The organism is Mesorhizobium sp. WSM3866 (assembly GCF_002294795.1).
Classification (GTDB): Bacteria; Pseudomonadota; Alphaproteobacteria; order Rhizobiales; family Rhizobiaceae; genus Mesorhizobium.
In genome coordinates, this window is the sequence record NZ_NSGC01000004.1 from 191,985 (window position 1) to 210,763 (window position 18,779).

The 18,779-nt window shown below is 64.4% G+C and carries 20 protein-coding genes and 1 tRNA gene; 9 read left to right on the top strand and 12 right to left on the bottom strand.

Annotated elements, in window-relative coordinates; genetic code table 11:
- Window positions 1-7: 7 nt before the first annotated feature.
- The 3 genes from CK222_RS11485 to CK222_RS11495 all read left to right on the top strand — a co-directional run bounded on the left by CK222_RS11485 (window position 8) and on the right by CK222_RS11495 (window position 1,468).
- Window positions 8-430 (top strand): hypothetical protein, encoded by a 423-nt coding sequence (locus CK222_RS11485; protein WP_095800460.1) that lies wholly within the window; start codon window positions 8-10, stop codon window positions 428-430.
- A gap of 31 nt (window positions 431-461) precedes the next feature.
- On the top strand, window positions 462-986 hold the full coding sequence (locus CK222_RS11490) for a hypothetical protein (RefSeq protein ID WP_067002470.1): 525 nt from the start codon (window positions 462-464) through the stop codon (window positions 984-986).
- A gap of 197 nt (window positions 987-1,183) precedes the next feature.
- Entirely contained in the window at window positions 1,184-1,468 is a 285-nt protein-coding gene (locus tag CK222_RS11495) for an SCP2 sterol-binding domain-containing protein (RefSeq protein ID WP_067002744.1), read from the top strand.
- A gap of 81 nt (window positions 1,469-1,549) precedes the next feature.
- Here the strand turns inward: CK222_RS11495 and CK222_RS11500 are convergent, their stop codons facing one another.
- Window positions 1,550-2,044 carry an N-acetyltransferase gene (locus CK222_RS11500; RefSeq protein WP_095800640.1) on the bottom strand — a complete coding sequence of 165 codons (495 nt, stop codon included), beginning with the start codon at window positions 2,042-2,044 and terminating at the stop codon, window positions 1,550-1,552.
- Between the two features lie 331 nt (window positions 2,045-2,375).
- Complete coding sequence (gene odc2, locus CK222_RS11505) at window positions 2,376-3,509, bottom strand: ornithine/lysine decarboxylase (RefSeq protein WP_095800461.1); 1,134 nt, start codon at window positions 3,507-3,509, stop codon at window positions 2,376-2,378.
- 539 nt (window positions 3,510-4,048) lie between these two features.
- Here odc2 and CK222_RS11510 point away from each other — a divergent pair.
- The 4 genes from CK222_RS11510 to CK222_RS11525 all read left to right on the top strand — a co-directional run bounded on the left by CK222_RS11510 (window position 4,049) and on the right by CK222_RS11525 (window position 8,224).
- Window positions 4,049-5,248: an amidase gene (locus tag CK222_RS11510; protein WP_095800462.1), complete on the top strand. Its 1,200-nt coding sequence runs from the start codon at window positions 4,049-4,051 to the stop codon at window positions 5,246-5,248.
- Between the two features lie 2 nt (window positions 5,249-5,250).
- Entirely contained in the window at window positions 5,251-6,150 is a 900-nt protein-coding gene (locus CK222_RS11515) for a LysR family transcriptional regulator (protein ID WP_067002475.1), read from the top strand.
- Window positions 6,151-6,331: 181 nt separating this feature from the next.
- Window positions 6,332-7,000 (top strand): DUF1007 family protein, encoded by a 669-nt coding sequence (locus CK222_RS11520; protein WP_095800641.1) that lies wholly within the window; start codon window positions 6,332-6,334, stop codon window positions 6,998-7,000.
- 6 nt (window positions 7,001-7,006) lie between these two features.
- Window positions 7,007-8,224, top strand: coding sequence for a nickel/cobalt transporter (locus tag CK222_RS11525; RefSeq protein WP_095800463.1), 1,218 nt, complete (start codon window positions 7,007-7,009; stop codon window positions 8,222-8,224).
- Between the two features lie 15 nt (window positions 8,225-8,239).
- On the opposite strand, the gene denD is transcribed toward CK222_RS11525, so the two are convergent.
- Genes denD through CK222_RS11545 form a run of 4 tightly spaced genes read right to left on the bottom strand, consistent with a single transcriptional unit; the run spans window position 8,240 to window position 11,139 of the window.
- On the bottom strand, window positions 8,240-9,214 hold the full coding sequence (denD, locus tag CK222_RS11530) for a D-erythronate dehydrogenase (RefSeq protein ID WP_095800464.1): 975 nt from the start codon (window positions 9,212-9,214) through the stop codon (window positions 8,240-8,242).
- Between the two features lies 1 nt (window position 9,215).
- The gene (locus tag CK222_RS11535) at window positions 9,216-9,422 is read right to left on the bottom strand and encodes a hypothetical protein (protein ID WP_095777137.1); all 207 of its coding nucleotides are present in this window, start codon (window positions 9,420-9,422) and stop codon (window positions 9,216-9,218) included.
- A 36-nt stretch (window positions 9,423-9,458) separates the two neighbouring features.
- Window positions 9,459-10,439, bottom strand: coding sequence for a cation diffusion facilitator family transporter (locus CK222_RS11540; protein ID WP_095800465.1), 981 nt, complete (start codon window positions 10,437-10,439; stop codon window positions 9,459-9,461).
- A 13-nt stretch (window positions 10,440-10,452) separates the two neighbouring features.
- Window positions 10,453-11,139 carry a GNAT family protein gene (locus CK222_RS11545; protein ID WP_095800642.1) on the bottom strand — a complete coding sequence of 229 codons (687 nt, stop codon included), beginning with the start codon at window positions 11,137-11,139 and terminating at the stop codon, window positions 10,453-10,455.
- An 83-nt stretch (window positions 11,140-11,222) separates the two neighbouring features.
- Between CK222_RS11545 and CK222_RS11550 the strand changes: the two genes are divergently transcribed.
- Entirely contained in the window at window positions 11,223-12,407 is a 1,185-nt protein-coding gene (locus tag CK222_RS11550; RefSeq protein ID WP_095800466.1) for a pyridoxal phosphate-dependent aminotransferase, read from the top strand.
- 14 nt (window positions 12,408-12,421) lie between these two features.
- Here CK222_RS11550 and CK222_RS11555 read toward each other — a convergent pair whose 3' ends face one another.
- The 3 genes from CK222_RS11555 to CK222_RS11565 all read right to left on the bottom strand — a co-directional run bounded on the left by CK222_RS11555 (window position 12,422) and on the right by CK222_RS11565 (window position 15,212).
- Window positions 12,422-13,174 carry an SDR family oxidoreductase gene (locus tag CK222_RS11555; protein ID WP_082953977.1) on the bottom strand — a complete coding sequence of 251 codons (753 nt, stop codon included), beginning with the start codon at window positions 13,172-13,174 and terminating at the stop codon, window positions 12,422-12,424.
- Window positions 13,175-13,453: 279 nt separating this feature from the next.
- A complete protein-coding gene (locus CK222_RS11560) occupies window positions 13,454-14,161 on the bottom strand; it encodes a tellurite resistance TerB family protein (protein ID WP_067002750.1) in 708 nt (235 codons plus the stop codon).
- Between the two features lie 121 nt (window positions 14,162-14,282).
- A complete protein-coding gene (locus CK222_RS11565; protein WP_095800643.1) occupies window positions 14,283-15,212 on the bottom strand; it encodes a rhodanese-related sulfurtransferase in 930 nt (309 codons plus the stop codon).
- Between the two features lie 142 nt (window positions 15,213-15,354).
- Here CK222_RS11565 and CK222_RS11570 point away from each other — a divergent pair, with 142 nt between their 5' ends.
- Window positions 15,355-15,990, top strand: a complete 636-nt coding sequence (locus CK222_RS11570; protein WP_095800467.1) for a 2-dehydro-3-deoxy-phosphogluconate aldolase — start codon at window positions 15,355-15,357, stop codon at window positions 15,988-15,990.
- 113 nt (window positions 15,991-16,103) lie between these two features.
- Here CK222_RS11570 and CK222_RS32260 read toward each other — a convergent pair whose 3' ends face one another.
- The 3 genes from CK222_RS32260 to CK222_RS11585 all read right to left on the bottom strand — a co-directional run bounded on the left by CK222_RS32260 (window position 16,104) and on the right by CK222_RS11585 (window position 18,420).
- Complete coding sequence (locus CK222_RS32260; protein ID WP_082980697.1) at window positions 16,104-16,280, bottom strand: hypothetical protein; 177 nt, start codon at window positions 16,278-16,280, stop codon at window positions 16,104-16,106.
- Window positions 16,281-16,401: 121 nt separating this feature from the next.
- Window positions 16,402-16,475: transfer RNA gene (locus CK222_RS11580), tRNA-Gln, on the bottom strand.
- Window positions 16,476-16,575: 100 nt separating this feature from the next.
- Window positions 16,576-18,420 (bottom strand): DUF882 domain-containing protein, encoded by a 1,845-nt coding sequence (locus CK222_RS11585; protein WP_095800468.1) that lies wholly within the window; start codon window positions 18,418-18,420, stop codon window positions 16,576-16,578.
- Window positions 18,421-18,779 lie beyond the last annotated feature (359 nt).

Sequence of the window (18,779 nt, forward strand, 5' to 3'; positions counted from 1 at the left end):
GACCTACATGGCCGACCAAACGGACCTTTCCAACCTGCCTGCACGAACCACCGCCGCGGAAGCACCGATGGCATCTGCACGGCCTGGCAACCTCGCCGCCATCATTGGCCGGATCGAGGAGGCGGTGGACGAGGAGACGGCGGGTATCCGCAGCGGCACCAGCTACGACCTTAAGGCCTCGAATGCCCGCAAGAGCCGCTATCTCTACGAACTGACCCGCGCGCTGAAGGGCGCCAATGAGATCGAGTTCCTCGAGCAGCATCGCGAAGGGCTGGCGCGGCTGCGCCAGAAGCTGGCAAAGAACGAGGCGGCTATTCTTGCCCATCTCAATGCCGTCAACGAGGTCGCCACGCTGTTGAAGAACGCCATCCAGCGCGCCGATGCCGACGGCACCTACTCGGCAGGCGAATTCGGATATGCCCGGGCTTGAATGAGATGACTGCGGAGCAAGGTAGGATTCGGTGATCAAATTCCTCGCCGCAGCGCTTTGGATCTGCGCCGTAACCCTCGGCGCGGTGTTTTATTCGTTCCAGGCGGCGGGCGAGCGCGGCGTCGGTGAGCCGCCGAAGCCGATGCTGGGCGGTCTCGACTACGTCAAGACCGACATCATTTCGGTACCGCTCGTCCGCGATGCCAAAATCGACGGCTATTTTCTCACCAAACTCGTCTACACGGTGGAGCCGGATCAGATAAAGAAACTGTCGATCCCGGCGCCGGCCATCATTACCGATCAGGTCTATTCCTACCTCTATTCCAATCCGCAGATCGATTTCACCAAGAAGGACACGATCGATCTCGATGCTTTCCGCAAAGCGATCCGCGAGACCGTCAACGCCCGCGTCGGCGTCGAGCTGGTGCATGACGTGCTGATCGACCAGGTCAACTTCCTGTCCAAGGACGAAATCCGCGACAACGCCATCCGCCGCCGGAAGACTGCCGGCGAGACCGCGCAAGCGATGACCAAGCCGTTCCAGCCGGAGCATTGATCGGCTCTCGGCGATCGACTGGCGGGTTCACACCCTCGTCTGGTGATGCGACATGCCGCATGGCAGCCACGTTGACGTAAACGTCAACCCGAAGCTATATGCGCCGATGGCTGTCGCCGCGCTGCCGCGCGACGCGGCGCTTCGCCCAGCGGCCAAGGCCGATGCGCGTCAAACGCAACCAAACGAGGAGAACCGCCATGGGCGTTCAGGAGATTGCCGACAAGATCAGGTCGCGCGTGGCAAGCGCCGGCTTCGAGCATTCGGTCAAGTTCGACACTGGCAGCGACGGCGTCATCGTGATCGACGGCGCGACCGTCTCGACCGCCGACGCCCCGACCGACTGCACGATCAAGCTCTCGCTCGACGATCTCGATTCGCTGATCGCCGGCGACCTCAACCCGACCATGGCCTTCATGGCCGGCAAGCTGAAGGTCGAGGGCGACATGACGGTCGCCATGGCGCTCAGCCAGTTGCTCGGCTGACCGCCAGCCAACTATTTTAGAAGAGCGATGTGGCGCCGCGTTTTTGAACGCGCGGCGCCGCATCGGTAATGCCTCCGACAGTCAGGCGACGAAATCCAGCGCCTTGACCTTGCGGCCGGCGGCCTTGATCGTGCCCGCGGTCCCGTCGAGCGAGCCCTCCTTCAGCTCGAGCGCCAGCAGGCGGTGCCGCTCATAGGGCCCAGGCATGGCGAGCGAGCCGGTGCGGTCGGCCGAAAAACCGAACCGCCCGTAATAGGGTGCATCGCCGACGAGCAGGATCGCGCCGTGACCGAGCCGCGCAGCCTCGGCGATCGCGTGCCGCATCAGCGCCGAGCCGATGCCGCCGCTCCTCAGGCCCGGCTCGACTGCCAGCGGCCCAAGCAGCAGCGCTGCCGGACCACCCTCGCCCAGCGTCACGTCCCACAGCCGAACCGTACCGACGAGCGCGCCCGACGGGTCGCGCGCGACAAAGGCCAGGCCTTCCGACGGCCGGCGGCCACGCCGCAGTTTCTCGGACGACTTCTTCCTGCGCTTCGGCCCCATGGCGCCGTCGAGCAGCGCTTCGCGCGCCTGCATATCACCGATGCCTTCGGCAACGATGACGAAGGCCGGCGCAATCTCCCCCCTCGAGCGGGAGATGTCGCCAAAGGCGACAGAGGGGGTCGTTGCGCATGTAATACCGGCGCCCAGCGTGACGAGAAGCGGCGCTGGCGCTCCACGCGCGACGCCCCCCTCTGACCGCTGCGCGGCCATCTCCCCCTCGAGGGGGGAGACCCGGCGCGCGGCGCCCTCGATGATGAAATCTGCAAAGTCCATTTCCGCGATCCTTCACGAGCGGAGATCTGTTCCACAAGCGAGCCCCGGCGGGCGATGTCGCCCACGCCGGTTGATCTGAAGGCTCGCGCCTTCAGATCACGTAGGATCGGAGAGGCTCGAAGCCGTTGAAGGCGACCGACGAATAGGTGGTCGTGTAGGCGCCGGTACCTTCGATCAGCACCTCGTCGCCGATGGTGAGCGACAGCGGCAGCGGATAAGGCGTCTTCTCGTAGAGCACATCGGCCGAATCGCAGGTCGGGCCGGCGAGCACGCAAGGCGCGGTCTCCGATCCGTCGCGCGGCGTCACGATCGGATAGCGGATCGCCTCGTCCATGGTCTCGGCGAGGCCCCCGAACTTGCCGATGTCGAGGAACACCCAGCGCACATTGTCATTGTCGGCCTTCTTCGAGATCAGCACGACTTCCGACTTGATGACGCCGGCATTGCCGACCATGCCGCGACCCGGCTCGATGATCGTCTCGGGCAGCGCGTTGCCGAAATGCTTGCGCAGCGCCGAGAAGATCGCCTGGCCATAGGCCTGCGCCGCCGGCACGTCCTTCAGGTAACGGGTCGGGAAACCGCCGCCCATGTTGACCATCTTCAAGACGATGCCTTCCTCGGCGAGCGTGGCGAACACCTTCTTGGCATCGCCCAGCGCGCGGTCCCAGGCCGAGAGATCGGTCTGCTGCGAGCCGACATGGAACGACACGCCATAGGCATCGAGACCGAGCGCCTTGGCATGTCGCAGCACATTCACCGCCATTGCCGGCACGCAGCCGAACTTGCGCGACAGCGGCCATTCGGCACCCTCGCCGTCGGTGAGCACGCGGCAGAACACGCGCGAGCCCGGGGCGGCGCGGGCGATCTTCTCGACCTCCTCAACGCAATCCACGGCGTAGAGGCGGATGCCGAGCTGGTAGGCGCGCGCAATGTCGCGCTCCTTCTTGATGGTGTTGCCGAAGGAAATGCGATCCGCCGGCGCGCCGGCATCCATCGCCATCTCGACCTCGGCAACCGATGCGGTGTCGAAGGACGAGCCCATCGCAGCAAGCAGACGCAGGATCTCCGGCGCCGGGTTTGCTTTCACCGCATAGTAGATCTTGGGATCGGGCAACGCCTTCTCGAAGGCGCGGAAATTGTCGCGCACGACATCGAGGTCGACGACGAGGCAGGGGCCATTCGGACGTCGGGTGGCGAGAAAGTCAAGGATGCGCTGGCTGGCCATCGAGGTCTCTCCATCTGCGCCTTTCGGCGCGCACGAAGGCTGCGGGACGCGGGCGCTCGGCCTCGCGAACTCGCGGTGGACAAAGGCGGGACGGAAAATCCATGGAACCAGCCGGTGGAGACCCCGGAACCACGGATCGCCGTCTCGCGGCGGTGAACCTGGCCTTGCCCGGCCTCGGTTCGCTTTGTCTGCCTTGGCTTGGATGGGAGTACCCGTCCGCACTGCCGGCAATGAAGGTGTGCCTCTTCAGTAACCCCGGTCTTTGGACGACCGGCAGACACCAGAAAGGCCCGCACCGTCGTTGCTTCAAGGTGTCCTCGGTCTTGTGGTTGGCCACTGACCGACTGGAGGGGTTGGCTCCAGTTACCTTACCGATTGCCCTCACCATTCGAGGATCGGCGGACACCCACAGGCACGTGCGACTTTGGGCAAGCGCGATATAAGAGCGAAGGGTTTCACAATCAATAAAAATCGTCAGCGCCGGTTGTAAAAATTGCGGCATCGAACAATGTTTGTGGACCGTATTCGGAAATCGAACAATGCCAGGCACCCACGGCCCTCTCAACGCCTTCCTCGATCTGCGTCAAATGCCCGTGGCCAATGCGGAATTTGGCCCGTTGGCCGGCCTGCGCCTAGCCGTGAAGGACATCTATGACGTCGCCGGCTATCGCACCGGCTGCGGCAACCCGCGCAAGTTCGAACAGGCTCACGCCGCCTCGCGGACGGCCGAGGCTGTGCAGTTGATTCTCGATGCCGGTGCGCGATTCGTCGGCAAGACGCAAACCGACGAGCTCGCCTTCTCGCTGTTCGGCCAGAATTCGCATTTCCCGTTTCCGGTGAACGCAGCCGCTCCGGATCGCGTGACCGGCGGCTCCTCGTCAGGTTCGGCGGCAGCGGTCGCCGGCGGCCTTGCCGACATCGCCGTCGGCTCCGACACCGGCGGCTCGATCCGCGCGCCGGCGAGCTTCTGCGGGTTGATCGGGCTGCGTACCAGTCACGGCCGGATATCGCTCGAGGGCGCCATGAAGCTCGCGCCGAGCTTCGACACCTTCGGCTGGTTCGCCGGCGACATAGAAACTTACGAATTGGTCGGCAAGCTTCTGCTCGGGCGCGATCCACACCAGCATCCGCTCAACCGCCCGCTGTCGATCGGCTGGCTCGATGCCTTTGTCTCCGGGCCGACGGAAGCCGCCGAATATGCGCAGATGAAGGCACAGGCAGCAGCCGTCCTCGGCGAGCCGACCGAAACCGAACACGCCTTCGCCTCGTCCCCAGATGATCTCTACTGGTGCTTTCGCCGGCTGCAGGCCTTCGAGGCCTGGCAGGTGCATGGCGGCTGGATTTCGGCAGGCGGTCACGGGCTGGGTCCGGGTGTCGACGAGCGTTTCGGCTTCGGCCGCACGATCGACCCAAAGACAGTCGAAGCCGAAACGGCGCGTCGGGCAGCCTTCCGTTCCGAGTTCGGCAAGCTGCTCGGCAACGACGGCTTTCTTGTTCTGCCGACCGTGCCGGGCGCAGCGCCACTGAAGACCAGCACGCCGGAGCAGTTCCAGGCCTATCGCGAAAGGGCGCTGCATCTTTTGTGCCTGGCCGGGTTGTCGGGCTTCCCGCAGATCACCTTGCCGCTCGGTTCCGTCGACGGCGCGCCCTTCGGCCTGTCGCTGCTCGGCCCTTCCGGCAGCGACGTCGCCCTGATAGGGCTCGGCCGCACGATTCTCGACGCGGCCCGAAAGGTCTGATCATGGATACATTGACCCGCATGCGCGCCTTCATCGACGTCGTCGAGGCCGAAGGCTTCTCGGCCGCCGCGCGCAAGATCGGCCGTTCCAAGGCGCTGCTGTCGAAATATGTGCGCGAGCTCGAGGACGAGCTCGGCGCGCTGTTGTTGAACCGTACCACGCGGCAGTTCTCGCTGACCGAAGCCGGTCACACCTATTATCAGCGCGCCTCCGAAATCGTGCGCGAGGTCGACAGCCTCGCCGATGCCGTGCGCGAATCTTCCGGCGACGTGCGCGGCCGCATCAAGCTCTCGGCTGCGCGCACCTTCGCCGACGCGCCGATTGGGCAGTCGCTGATCGATTTTGCCAAGCAACATCCGGACATCGTTCTCGACATCCATCTCGACGACCGCTTCGTCGATCTGGTCGAGGAAGGCTTCGATGTCGCCGTGCGCATTTCGCGGCTGGAGAACTCGTCGCTGATCGCGCGGCGCCTCGGGCCGTTTTCGATCAAGCTCTGCGCGTCGCCGGACCTGCTCGCAAAGCATGGCACCCCGACCCGCCCGCAGGATCTTTCCAACATGCCCTGCATCGTCGACACCAACGGCCGCTCTTTAGCCAACTGGCGCTTCAAGGGAGACGGCGAGGATTCGGTGAGCGTCACCGTGTCGGGGCCGATCGAGGTCAACAGTCCGATGGCGGCGAGAGCAGCCGCCGTGTCGGGCCTGGGCTTCACCATCCTCCCGGATTTCATCGCTGCGCCCGAAGTCGCGTCGGGCAAGCTGGTGACGGTGCTCGACGACCGCATCCTCTCGGGCAGCGGCATCTTCGCGGTCTATCCGCATCGCCGCTATTTGCCCGCCAAGGTCCGTGTCTTCGTCGATTTCCTGGTGCACTGGTTCAGGACGCGCGACGCTGCGTGAAGCACGTCCCCCGAAGGTGGGAACCGTTTTCGGCACAAGGACATGCGCAGAATCAGAGCCTGAAAGCGCATCGGGCGAATCTGGAAAGAGCACGACGCTCTCCGAGAGCGCGTCCCAATTTCGCCCCCTTTCTGTTAACTCTCGGAGCCCACTCCCAAAGTCGATGGAATCGCGGCCCGGAATGCACTTGAAACGGCAAGCAACCATACTGGCTTCGGCAATTGCGGCCACCTTTGCCGCGGTAGAGCCCGCCCAGGTGCACCCGCACGTCTTCGCCGAGGCTCGCCTCGACGTCATCCTCAGCGCGGATCACCAAAGTGTGACGGCGCTGCGCCACCTTTGGCGCTTCGACGATCTGTTTTCGAGTACAGTGATGATGGAGTTCGACAAGAACTCCGATCTGAAGCTTGACGACAAAGAGCTCAAGGAAGTGGCCGACACCGTCCATTCCTCGCTGGCCGAGTTCAACTATTTCCAGCTGGTCACGCAGGACGGCAAGGACGTGCCCATGGTCCCTCCGCCGCATCTGATGGCGAGCTTCGACAACGACCAGCTGATCATTCTGTTCGAGTCGCAGCCGAAGACGCCGATCAAGCTCGCCGGCAAGATCGACATCGGCGTCTACGATCCGACCTTCTACACGGCGATCGACTTCACCGACGACGCCAACCTCACCGTTGAGGGATTGCCCGCGAATTGCACCAAGAAGGTGATCCGTCCCGATCCGGACGAAGCGATCAAGGAAAACCAGAAGACCCTGACGGAAGCCTTCTTCAACGATCCGACAGGCACCGACATGAGCAAGATCTTCGCCACCAAGCTCGAACTGAACTGTCCGCCGGAAGGATAATCGGTGATGAAACCGTCGCTGCGCTTGGCGCTCGGCCTCGCGGCCGCCACCTTGGTCATGACGCATTTACCTGGCGTCGCCCATGCCCAGAGCTCGCTCGGCATCGGCACCAATGACGGCATGGCGCCGAGCACGACCGGTCCGTTCGCCCATATCCTGATGTGGATCAATCTCAGGCAGCAGGAATTCTACCATTCGCTGGCGGCCGCGATGAAAGCCATGCGCCAGGACGGCAGCAAGCTCTGGCTTCTGGTCGGCCTGTCCTTCGCCTACGGCATTTTCCACGCCGCCGGGCCCGGCCACGGCAAGGCGGTGATTTCGTCCTACATGGTCGCCAACGAAGTGGCGCTGAAGCGCGGGATCATGCTGTCCTTCGTCTCGGCGCTGCTGCAGGGGCTGACCGCGGTCGTCGTCATGATGCTTGCCTATTTCGTGCTGCGCGGCACGGCGGTGTCGATGACCGACGCGGCATGGTTTCTTGAGATCTCCAGTTATGTGCTGGTGACGCTGTTCGGCGCCTGGCTACTGTGGCGCAAGGCGGGCCCGGCCATTCTTCGGCGGTTCGGCGCCGGTCCGGCCTACAGCCTGTCGGCGGCCCATGCCGGCCACTCGCGTGGCGGGCACTCGCATGCTCACGCGCATTCCCATGCCGGTCATTCCCACTCCCATTCGCATTCCGCGCATGCCCACTCGACGCACTCGCACGCGCATCACGACCATGATCATGCCGCGCATTCGCATGCGCACAGCCATGAGGCGACTGATCACAAGGCGCATGATCACGACCACGCGGCGCACGACCATGCTCACGCTGGCCAACATCACCACGGCCCGGGCGAAGTCTGCGACACCTGCGGCCATTCGCACGCGCCGGATCCGGCGCTGCTTTCGGGCGATCGCTTCGACTGGAAGACCGCCTGGTCGGCGGTGGCCGCCGTCGGCATCCGCCCCTGCTCCGGCGCGCTGATCGTGCTGAGCTTCGCGCTCCTCAACGGACTCTGGCTCGGCGGCCTGCTCTCGGTGCTCGCCATGTCGATCGGCACCGCGATCACCGTCTCAGCGCTGGCGACGATCGCGGTGACGGCCAAGAACTGGGCTGTCTATTTCGCCGGCGACGGACGCATCGGCAACCGCATCCATTCGATCGTCGAGATCGGCGGCGCCGCCTTCATCTTCGTCGTTGGCCTGCTGCTCTTGTCGGCCAGCCTGACGGGCGGCGTCTGAAGCCGACCGGAACTGTCACCCAATCTTTCCGTCGAGTTCGTCCTCGATATAGGCGCGGATGATCTCGTCGAAATTCTTCTCGGCGACAAAACCCAGTTCCCGCGAGCGGCGCGCCTCGAAGCGCGTCGGCCAGCCTCTGACGATCGCCCAGATCGTTTCGTCGGGCTGCTCGCGGATCCGTTTGACCACCTCGGCGCCGGCTATGCGCGCGAGCGCTTCGATCTGCTCGCCGACCGTGACGGCCACGCCGGGCATGGTGAGATTGCGCCGCGGCCCGACCTTATCGCCATCGATTTCGGCCGCATGGATCAGGAAATTCACCGCCGATCGCGGGCTGGCATGCGTGTGCAGCACCGAGCGCGGCACCGGCAGGATCGCCTCCTGGCCGCTGAGCGGCTCGCGGATAATCCCTGAGAAGAAGCTCGACGCCGCCTTGTTCGGCCTGCCCGGCCGCACGCAGATGGTGGGCAGCCGGATGCCGATGCCGTCGAAGACTCCGCGCCGCGAGTAGTCGGCAAGCAGCGCCTCACTGATCAGCTTCTGCGTGCCGTAGGAGGTGAGCGGCGTCGGATGGAACTCGTCCGGGATGACATCCGGGAACGGCGCGCCGAACACCGCGATCGACGAGGTGAAGACAAGGCGCGGCGCGAAGCCCGCCACCCGCACCGCGTCGAACAAAGCGCGCGTGCCGTCGAGATTGACGCGGTAGCCGAGGTCGAAATTGGCCTCCGCCTCGCCGGAAACGATGCCGGCGAGATGGAAAATCACGTCCGGGCGGGAAGCAACGAGCTTGGCCGTCGCACCGGGCGTGGAAAGATCGCCGGTGTGGATCGAGACATCGACTCCGGCGAGCGTCGGCGCCTGCGGCGGCACGATATCATGCAGATCGAGCGCGGTTATTTTGCGCCCGCGCAGCACACCGTCCTTGGCCAGCCTTGCGATCAGCTTGCGGCCAACCATGCCGGCGGCGCCGGTAATCAGAACTCTCATCTCATAGACCCTTCTTGCGTTGGCTGCGTCCGCGCAGCCACAGGACGACGAACAGCCCCACCATGAAGAGCGCGGCGATGACGACCGCAAGGACCGTCGAGACCTTGCCGGCGGCCAGCATGATGGTCGGCAGGAAATAGGCGGCGAGGCCGAACAGGAGCAGTATCCAGGCCGCGGCGATCGCCGCGTTGCGCGTCTCGCGATCCATCAGGCGCCGTCCCTCGATCCGAAGCTCATCACCGGCTCAGTGATAGTGGCGGCGATCGCGAGGCGCATCATGCGCATGGTCGTGATCATGGTGATGATCGTGCTCGTCATGGCTGTCGGCGCACAGGCCGAACTCGGGCTCCACCGTTGCATGATCGATCCCGTGCTTCGCCGCAAGCCGCTTCTTGATGGCGCTCACCGCAGCATGCGCATCGACGCCGTCATTCAGGCAGGCATGCAGCGTCGCCATGTTGCTGGTGCCGTCGAGCGACCAGACATGCATGTGATGCACCTCCCGCACGCCCTTGACCGCGGCTTCCAGATCCTTGGCGATGAGATCGCGATCGAGGCTTGCCGGCACGCCTTCGAGCAGCACATGGGCGGCCTCGCGCATCAGCGACCACGCCGTCGACAGGATCAGCAGCGCCACTAGCACGGAGAGGATCGGATCGATCGGCGTCCAGCCGGTGGCGAGGATGATGAGGGCCGCAGCGATTGCCGCGGCCGAGCCAAGCAGGTCGCCCAGCACATGCAGTATGGCGCCGCGCATGTTGAGGCTCTCGCGGTCGCCGCCATGCAGCACGAGGAAGGAGGCGACGTTGACCAGCAGGCCGGCGACCGCCACCACCAGCATCGGCCCGCCCAGCACCGGCGCCGGGTGCATCAGCCGCCCCCAGGCCTCGTAGACGATCCAAAGCGCGATGACGAAGATGGCGATGCCGTTGGTGTAGGCGACCAGCGTCTTCACGCGAGCGAAGCCGTAGGTGAGACGCCCGGTAGCCGGACGTCCGGTGAGATGGAAGGCATACCAGGCAAGGCCGAGCGCGATCGCGTCCGCCAGCATATGGCCGGCATCCGCGAGCAGCGCCAGCGAGCCGGTGAGCCAGCCGCCGAGCGCCTCCGCGATCATGAAGCCGGCTGTCAGGCAGCCCGCGACGAGAACGCGCTTCTTGTCGGTCGACCCGTGCACGTCATCGGCGCCGTGGCTGTGGGCGTGTGAGCCGTGATCATGCGCCATCGCGCAACTCCTGCTACGCGCCGGACTCGGCGCGGAAATCCTCGAGCCGTCGCTTTTGGCGGCCCTCGCCATCGAAATTCGCCGGATCGAGCCAGGCCTCATAGGCCTTGCGCAGCGCCGGCCACTCCTTGTCGATGATCGAATACCACGCCGTATCGCGGTTTTCGCCCTTCACCACAAGATGCTGGCGGAAAATGCCTTCGAACTTGAAGCCGAAACGTTCCGCCGCACGTTTCGACGGCTCGTTGCGGTTGTTGCATTTCCATTCGTAGCGGCGATAGCCGAGCTCGTCGAAGGCATATTTGGTAAACAGGAACTGTGCTTCCGTCGCCTGCGGCCTGCGCGAGATCAGCGGCCCCCAATAGATGTTGCCGATCTCGATGACGCCGTTGGCGGCATCAATGCGCATCAGCGTCTGACGTCCGGCGACCTTGCCGCTCGCCTTGTCGATGACGGCGAAGAACAGCGGATCCTCGCTCGCCTCGACTTTGTCCAGCCATGGCTGGAAGGCGGCGCGGTTCTCGGGCGGATAGTCCGGCAACCAGGCGAAGCGGCCTCCGGCATCCGACACCGACGACGCTTCATAGAGCCCGTCGCCGTGCTTTGACGCGCTCAGCGGTTCGAGCCGGACATAGCGGCCTTCCAGCGCCTTGCGTTCGGGGCGCGGGCGTGCCTGCCAATTCTTCAGATTTTCCGACACCGACCGCTCCAATCCGTTTGACTTTTCCTGGCGCACGCTCACAAAAACGCTCGCCCACAGAAAGAACCACAGGGACGGGAAAAATGCTCCACACCATCGCGGCCTTCGATCGTCTCGGCGAGGAAAATGCCTTTGCGGTGCTCGCGCGGGCAACGGCGCTTGCCCATGAGGGCCGCGACATCATCAACCTCGGCATCGGCCAGCCCGACTTCAAGACGCCGCAGCATATCGTCGAGGCGGCGATCAAGGCGCTGCGCGACGGCCACCACGGCTACACGCCTGCCAACGGCCTTTTAGCCACGCGCGAGGCCGTCGTGCGCCGCACGCTGACCACCACTGGGGTCGAAGTATCACCCGAGAGCGTGATGATCCTGCCCGGCGGCAAGCCGACCATGTTCGCCGCGATCCTGATGTTCGGCGAGCCGGGGGCGGAGATTCTTTATCCCGATCCCGGCTTTCCGATTTATCGCTCGATGATCGAGTTCACGGGTGCGGCTCCAATCCCGGTGCCGATCCGCGAGGAGAACGGCTTTGCCTTCTCGGCGGAAGAGACGCTGGCGCTGATCACGCCGAAGACGAGGCTGCTGATCCTAAACTCGCCCGCCAATCCGACCGGCGGCGTGACCGCGCGGGACGAGATCGCCAAACTCGTGAAGGGGTTGGAGAAGCACCCTGAGGTCGCGATCCTCTCCGACGAAATCTACGATGTCATGACCTATGACGGCGAGACCCACTGCTCGCTGCTCAATTTTCCAGAACTCCGCGACAGGCTGATCGTGCTCAACGGCTGGTCCAAGACCTGGGCGATGACCGGCTGGCGCATGGGCTGGTCGATCTGGCCAAACGGCGAAAAGGGGGCCTATCTCTACGACAAGGTGCGCAAGCTGGCGGTCAACTGCTGGTCCTGCGTCAACGCGCCGAGCCAGTATGCCGGCATCGCCGCGATAGACGGCCCGCAGGACGATGTCGAAAAGATGATGCTCGCCTTCGACAACCGCAGGAAGATCGTGGTCGAAGGGCTGAACGCGCTCCCCGGCATTTCCTGCATCACGCCGAAGGGCGCCTTCTACGCCTTCCCCAATGTTTCGAAGACCGGCTGGAAGGCCAAGAAGCTTGCCTCGGCGCTGTTGGAGGATGCCGGCGTCGCGCTGATCGGCGGCCCCGATTTCGGCGTGCTCGGCGAAGGCTATGTCCGGCTTTCCTACGCCAATTCCGAGGAGAACATATTACGAGCGCTGGAGCGGATCGAAGTGTTCTTGACGAAATAGAAGCCTCAGCCCCCTCACCCGCGGCCGACGAACGGCATCTTCGTCGCCATCACCGTCATGAACAGCACATTGGCGTCGAGCGGCAAGCTCGCCATGTGAAGCACCGCGTCGGCGACGCGCTGGACATCCATCACCGCTTCGGCGGCGATGGAGCCGTTAGCCTGCGGCACGCCGACGGTCATCGCCTGCGCCATCTCGGTCAATGCGTTGCCAATGTCGATCTGGCCGCAGGCAATGTCATAGGGCCGGCCGTCGAGCGCCAGGGTCTTGGTCAGGCCGGTGATGGCATGCTTGGTCGCCGTGTAGGGCGCTGAGCCCGGCCGCGGCGCATAGGCCGACACCGAGCCATTGTTGATGATGCGCCCACCCATCGGCTTTTGCCGGCGCATGACGCCGAAGGCGGCACGGGCGCATAGGAACGAGCCGGTCAGGTTGACGCCGACGACATCGTTCCAGACCTCGACCGGGATCTCGTCGATCAGCGTCGACTTGTAGCCCATGCCGGCATTGTTGAAGAGCAGGTCGACGCGCCCGAACGCCTCCACCACTGTCTCGAACATGTCGTCGACTTCGCCGGCCTTGCTGATGTCGCATGCAACGGCAAGCGCCCTGGCGCTCGTCTTCCCGGCCTCGGCGATCGCCTCCTCGAGCAGCGTCTTGCGGCGGCCGCAGAACACGGTGTTCCAGCCTGCCTTGAGCAGCGTGGTGGCGACGCTCTTGCCGATGCCGGTGCCGGCGCCGGTTACGATGGCTGTTTTCTCTGTCATGGCGGTCATCGTCCTCGCTCCCCGTCACTGCTGGAAGAAGACGTGGCATCGCAAATGACAGAGGGCGTGGCAAGCGGCTATTGTCGGCAAGAAAGCGGAGCCGACAAAAAGGGCGGTCATTGGCGACCGCCCCTCATCTGAACCGCGCTTGGGAGGAGGATAAGCCGGTCCGACTGGTTAGAATGATGCGCTTGCTGGGTTAACGAAAGATTAACGGCCAGCAGCACGTCCCATGCCCGTTTACCAACCGGCAATTTGCTGGCGCGGATCGGGCGCGGTTCAAGCCGGCGCCTTCGCCGCCGAGACCGTCGCCTCGACATGGTCGACCAGCGCGTCCGGCAGGCCGAGGCGGCCGGCTAGCAGGTCGAGATAGCCGCGCTCCGTGCGGGTGTCGGGATCGATGGTAAGGCGCGAGGCGGTGTAGAGCTCAACCTTCTGCGCATCGGTCTTGGCGCCGGTGATCAGGACGTCGAGATCGAGCGGGCGTTCAAGCTCATCCAGCAGAAATTTTTCCGCTTCGGCACCGATGCCGGCGAGCTTGAGCTTGTCGGCGATTTTCTGCCGCTCCTCGTCATCGACGTGACCGTCCGCCTTGGCTGCGGAGATCATCGCCCGCACCAGGGTCAGCGTGAATTCGGCCTCGCCCTGCGGCGCCTGCGAGGGATGGAAGGCGGTGTCCTTGGGCGGCGGCAGCAACTCGGGCTCGCCGGCCACGGGTTCTTGTGCCGGCACATTGCCGGCCTTGTAGTTCTGGTAGGCCTTGTAGGCGAGGCCGCCAATGGCTGCCAGGCCGCCGAGCTTCATGGCAGCGCCCGTCACCTGTCGACCGGGGCCGGTGCCGAGCAGCACCGCCGCCAGCGCGCCGGCGGCGAGCGGATTGTCCTTCGCCATCTGCACCGCCTGCCCCGCCTTGTCGCGAACGGTCGATCCCGTGCCGGGAATTTGCGAGCCGAAAAGGTCGTCGAGCAGCTTCTTGGGGTCGAGCATCAATGCCTCCAGAATTGGCCCGGCCGAATGCGCCCGGGCGGGGTTTCGGATCGGCAAGACGTAGGCCCCGCGCATTGACATTACAATGAACGGGCGGATGATTTGACGAAACCTGGGCTGCTCAGCTTCCGATGTGGCGCTTGGCGCCCCGCGCATGCGCGAGTTCCACCTGGCGATGGCGCTCGGCGTAGCGCGCGCGGTCCTCGTCCGAGCGCGCTTCGAAGCAATGCGGGCATGAGACGCCGACCGTATATTTCGGCGAGAGCCGGTCCTCGACGGTGAGCGGATGGCGGCAGGCGCGGCAGAGTTCGGCTTCGCCCTCGGCCAGGCCATGCGACACCGATACCCGCTCGTCGAAGACGAAGCATTCGCCCTGCCACAGGCTCTCTTCGGCCGGCACCTCTTCGAGATATTTCAGGATGCCGCCCTTAAGGTGGAAGACCTGCCTGAAGCCCAGCGACTTCACGTAAGCGGTCGCCTTCTCGCAGCGAATGCCGCCGGTGCAGAACATCGCCACCTTGCGGCCTTCGAGCTTGTCGCGGTGCTCTTCGACCCAGCCCGGGAACTCGCGAAAGCTGGCGGTCTTGGGATCGACCGCGCCCTTGAAGGTGCCGATCGAAACCTCGTAGGCGTTGCGCGTGTCGATGACCAACGTGTCGGCGTCCGAGATCAGCGCGTTCCAATCGGCCGGCGCGACATAGGTGCCGGCGCTGCTCGCCGGATCGAGATCGTCGACGCCCATCGTGACGATCTCGCGCTTCAGCCGCACCTTCATGCGGTGGAACGGCATCTCGGCGGCGGTGCTGTATTTCACTTCCAGGCCGGCAAGCGCTTCGATCGCCTCCAGGTGATCGATAAGCTCGGCGATCGCTGCCTCGCTGCCGGCGACCGTGCCGTTGATGCCCTCATGCGCCAAAAGCAGCGTGCCCTTGATGCCGCGTCCGCAGCAGAAGGCGGCAAGCGGCGCGCGCAGCGCTTGGTAATTGTCGAGCCGCGCAAACTTGTAGAGCGCGGCAACGCGGACCGGCTGAATTTCCTTGGTTGTTGTCATGCCCATGCCACTAGACCGTGCTGAAAGCCGTTTCAAGGCGGAGCGGACGGGCCGCGTGACATTGCGACACGCCCGCCTTCGTGGACTCGGAATACCCCTTCTGCTAATCGGTTGAAATCGACCGAAACGGAGAGACAAGCCAATGACCAGCAGGACCGAAAAGCTTCTGTCGCTCCTCAACGGCCAGCCGGTCATCCCGGTGCTCAAGATCGCCAATGTCGCCGACGCCGTGCCGCTCGCCCGCGCTCTGTCGCGCGGCGGCTTGAGGGCGATCGAGATCACGCTGCGCACCGCCGATGCGCTGGAAGCGATCCGCCGCGTCGCGGCCGAAGTCGAGGATGCGGTTGTCGGTGCCGGCACCATTCTCGATGCCAAGCAGTTCGACGAGGCGGCACGCGCCGGCTCGAAATTCATCGTCAGCCCCGGCATTACGAGCCAGCTTCTCGACGCGGCCAAGGACAGCCCCGTGCCGCTGCTGCCCGGCGCCATCACCCCCGGGGAGATCATGGCCGCGCGCGAAGCCGGCCTGCGCTTCCTGAAATTCTTCCCGGCCGAACAGTCGGGCGGCATCGCATCGCTGAAGGCCTTCGCCTCGCCGCTCGCCGACGTGAAATTCTGCCCGACCGGCGGCATAACGGCCAAGAACGCCGCCGACTATCTGAGCCTCCCCAACGTCATCTGCGTCGGCGGCTCGTGGGTGGCGCCCGACGAATTCATCAAGGCCGGCAAATGGGATGAGATCGAAGCCCTGGCGCGCGAGGCGAGCAAGCTCGCCTAACGCAATTCCAGGAAGAGTGGGCACCGGTTCTTCCGTGCGGATCGTGTAAAGAACAACCTGGAGCGGTTCAGCGGTCTATCAAACGCTGAACCGCTCCAGGGCTGGACATGCGGTCAGTGGCAGACCTTGACCTTCTCGACGACCTTGCGGTGGTGAACCCAATGGGTGACCACCTTGGTTCTGCAGTGATGCTTGCCGGTCTTGACGATAACGGTTTCGGCCTGCGTTGGAGCCACGGCAGCCGATGCCGCGGCCAGAGCGAGAACTGACGCCAATAGAATCTTCTTCATGAATATCCCCAGTTTGGAACGAACGCATCCTAACCCTAAAAAGCGCGGCCCGTTCCGGTCTCACGAGAAGTTTAAGCGTGCGTGATGGCATGCCGGTGCGGGCCGAAAACCAGCCGCCGGCTGGTTCCCGCTCATGGATTCGAACCACGATTCACGCCTTCAAAGGGCGCTGTCCTACCGTTAGACGAAGCGGGAAAAGGCCACGCGGGAAACCCGCGCCGTTCAAACTATGCCGTGATAAAAAGCAAAAGCCGCGCTGTTGTTCAACGCGGCTGTTGCGGCACTGGCAGGCTCGTTATTTCGTCTGGAAGCGGGCGACCGAAAGGAACTTCACCGCGTTGCCGGTGAACCGGCTGGCGTCCGGCAATTGCGCATCCGTCTGGAAGCCGGCCGTGTAGACCTCGCTCGGCGGCGTGTGCACGATATTGTAGGCATAGCGCGGTGCCGTGGTCGGATCGGAAACGGTGGCGATGTTGTCGCCGCTGCCCAGCGCCCAGCGCGCTGCCTGCGGCGGCGTTGCCACCACCATTGCCTTCGGGCCGGGCTTCAGGTCGTTGGCGGACGCCCTGGCCTCCTTGCGCGTCGTCTTCACGCCGGCGCCGATCGCCTGCGCCGGATCGGTGCCGGCGGGGCGTGCGGCAATGGCTTGACGCGGCGAAGCTGCATCGAGACCCGACGGATCGTTGAATGCCGAGCGTGGCTCCGGCGCAGTCAGCGAAGCGACTTCGTATTCGGCCCCACTCGAGCCGGCCACGGTGGTCGCGCTGGCCTGCTCGAGCACCGCTTTGATCTCATCCGGCTTGCCCGTGTCGGGCCGCGCGGTCGGCAGCACCGAGAAGGCATCGGTCGCGCTCTTGTCCTGCGAGGCGGTTTCCGCCAGCGCCAGAAGCACGCCCTTGTCCTTGGGCGCAAGTTCCCTCGGCAGATCGGGCCGCCTCGTCGGCAGCGGAACATTGTTGAACGCCCCCTGCGCGGGATCGGCTGCGGCCTGCGCCGCGCCGGCGGCCATGCCGAACGGTACGTTGGCCGGAGCATGCGCCGTCGCCACCGCCTGCTCAGCCGTGGCCGAGGCGTCCGCCACGGCGAACGGCACGTTTTCAGCCGTCTGCTGGCCGACATCGGCCTTGGGCCTCGGCGCGAAGGCGGGCAGAGGAACCTCCTTCGGCGGCAGCGCGGCAATGATGGTTTCGGGCGTGTCCTGCTGCGGTTGCGAATCGTCCGAGCTGTCATCGGCGATCTGCGGGATGTTGGCGCGCTTGGCATCCTGCGGCGAGACGATCGCGATGCCCGGCAGGCTGCCGCTGTTGCCGCTGTTGGCGGCCGCCACCTGCTTCACAGCTTTCGGCTGGGGTGCGGGTTGGGCGCTCGCGACATCGGCGCTGTCGTCGGCCTCGTCGTCGCCGCCGCCGAACCAGGCCGCAAACAGTCCGCCGGACCGCTTGGTCGAGCCGCCGGCGCTGGCCAGCTCGATATTGGGGGTGCCGGCGCCCTTGCGCGCCTTGTAGGCGGCCAGAGCCTGCTCATAGCCAGGCAGCGGCCGGCCGTCGCTCGGCACGTGCAGCGTCTTGCCGTTCGGGAACAGGCTGACCAGTTCCTGACGGCTGATACCCGGCCAGTGGCGGACATTGCCGACATCCATGTGGACGAACGGAGAACCGGAATTCGGATAGTAGCCGACGCCGCCGCCCTGCATCTTGAGGCCGATGTTGCGCAGCTTCTTCAGCGGCACGCCGGGGATGTAGAAGTCCATCGCCTTGCCAAGCATGTGCTGGCTTTTCTCGGCGACACCGCGGCTGCGGCTGCGCAGCATCGAATTGGTAGATGGCGAGCGATAGCCGCAGACGACCTGGATGTAGTCGGTCGCTCCGCTCTGCCGGTAGGCCTCCCACACCAGATCGAGCAGCCGCGGATCCATCTTGGTCGGCTCGTTGCGGCGCCAGTCGCGCAGGATGATGTTGATCTTGCGCAGGCCTTCGGGAACGTAGCGGCCGTTACGCTTGTAGACGATCTCGGCCTTTTCGTGCGTGTGCAGGTGATAGAGCTTCAGCGAACGGACTTCGGCTTTCGCGCCGGAGGCGGCTGCCGAAAGGAACCCTACGGCCAAAATCACAAACGTCAGCCACCGTGGCCAGACGCTCATGTGAAAATGCCGCCCGTTCGTGTGTCGTTCGACTTGGTTCAAATCAAAAGGCCTTGCAGGCTGCCGTTTGTCCCCGGATTTGCCCAAACGGATGCGTGGTTCTCACATCCGAATATCGATCCTAATGGTTAATCATCGCTTATTGGAGCCGAAATGCGGTAACACCGTGGCGATATCCCGTCAAAAAATGATGCACCATGTTTCGTGGTAAATCGCTGGTTTAGATCGAGAATTCGGCTTTGCCCCAAACACAATCTGTTACCGATTGCGTTAAATGCGTGATCGAGAACACGCAAGCGACTGAAAAAGCGCCTTCAGAAACGAAAAAGCGACGATTTAAGTCGGAATATAAAGCGGTA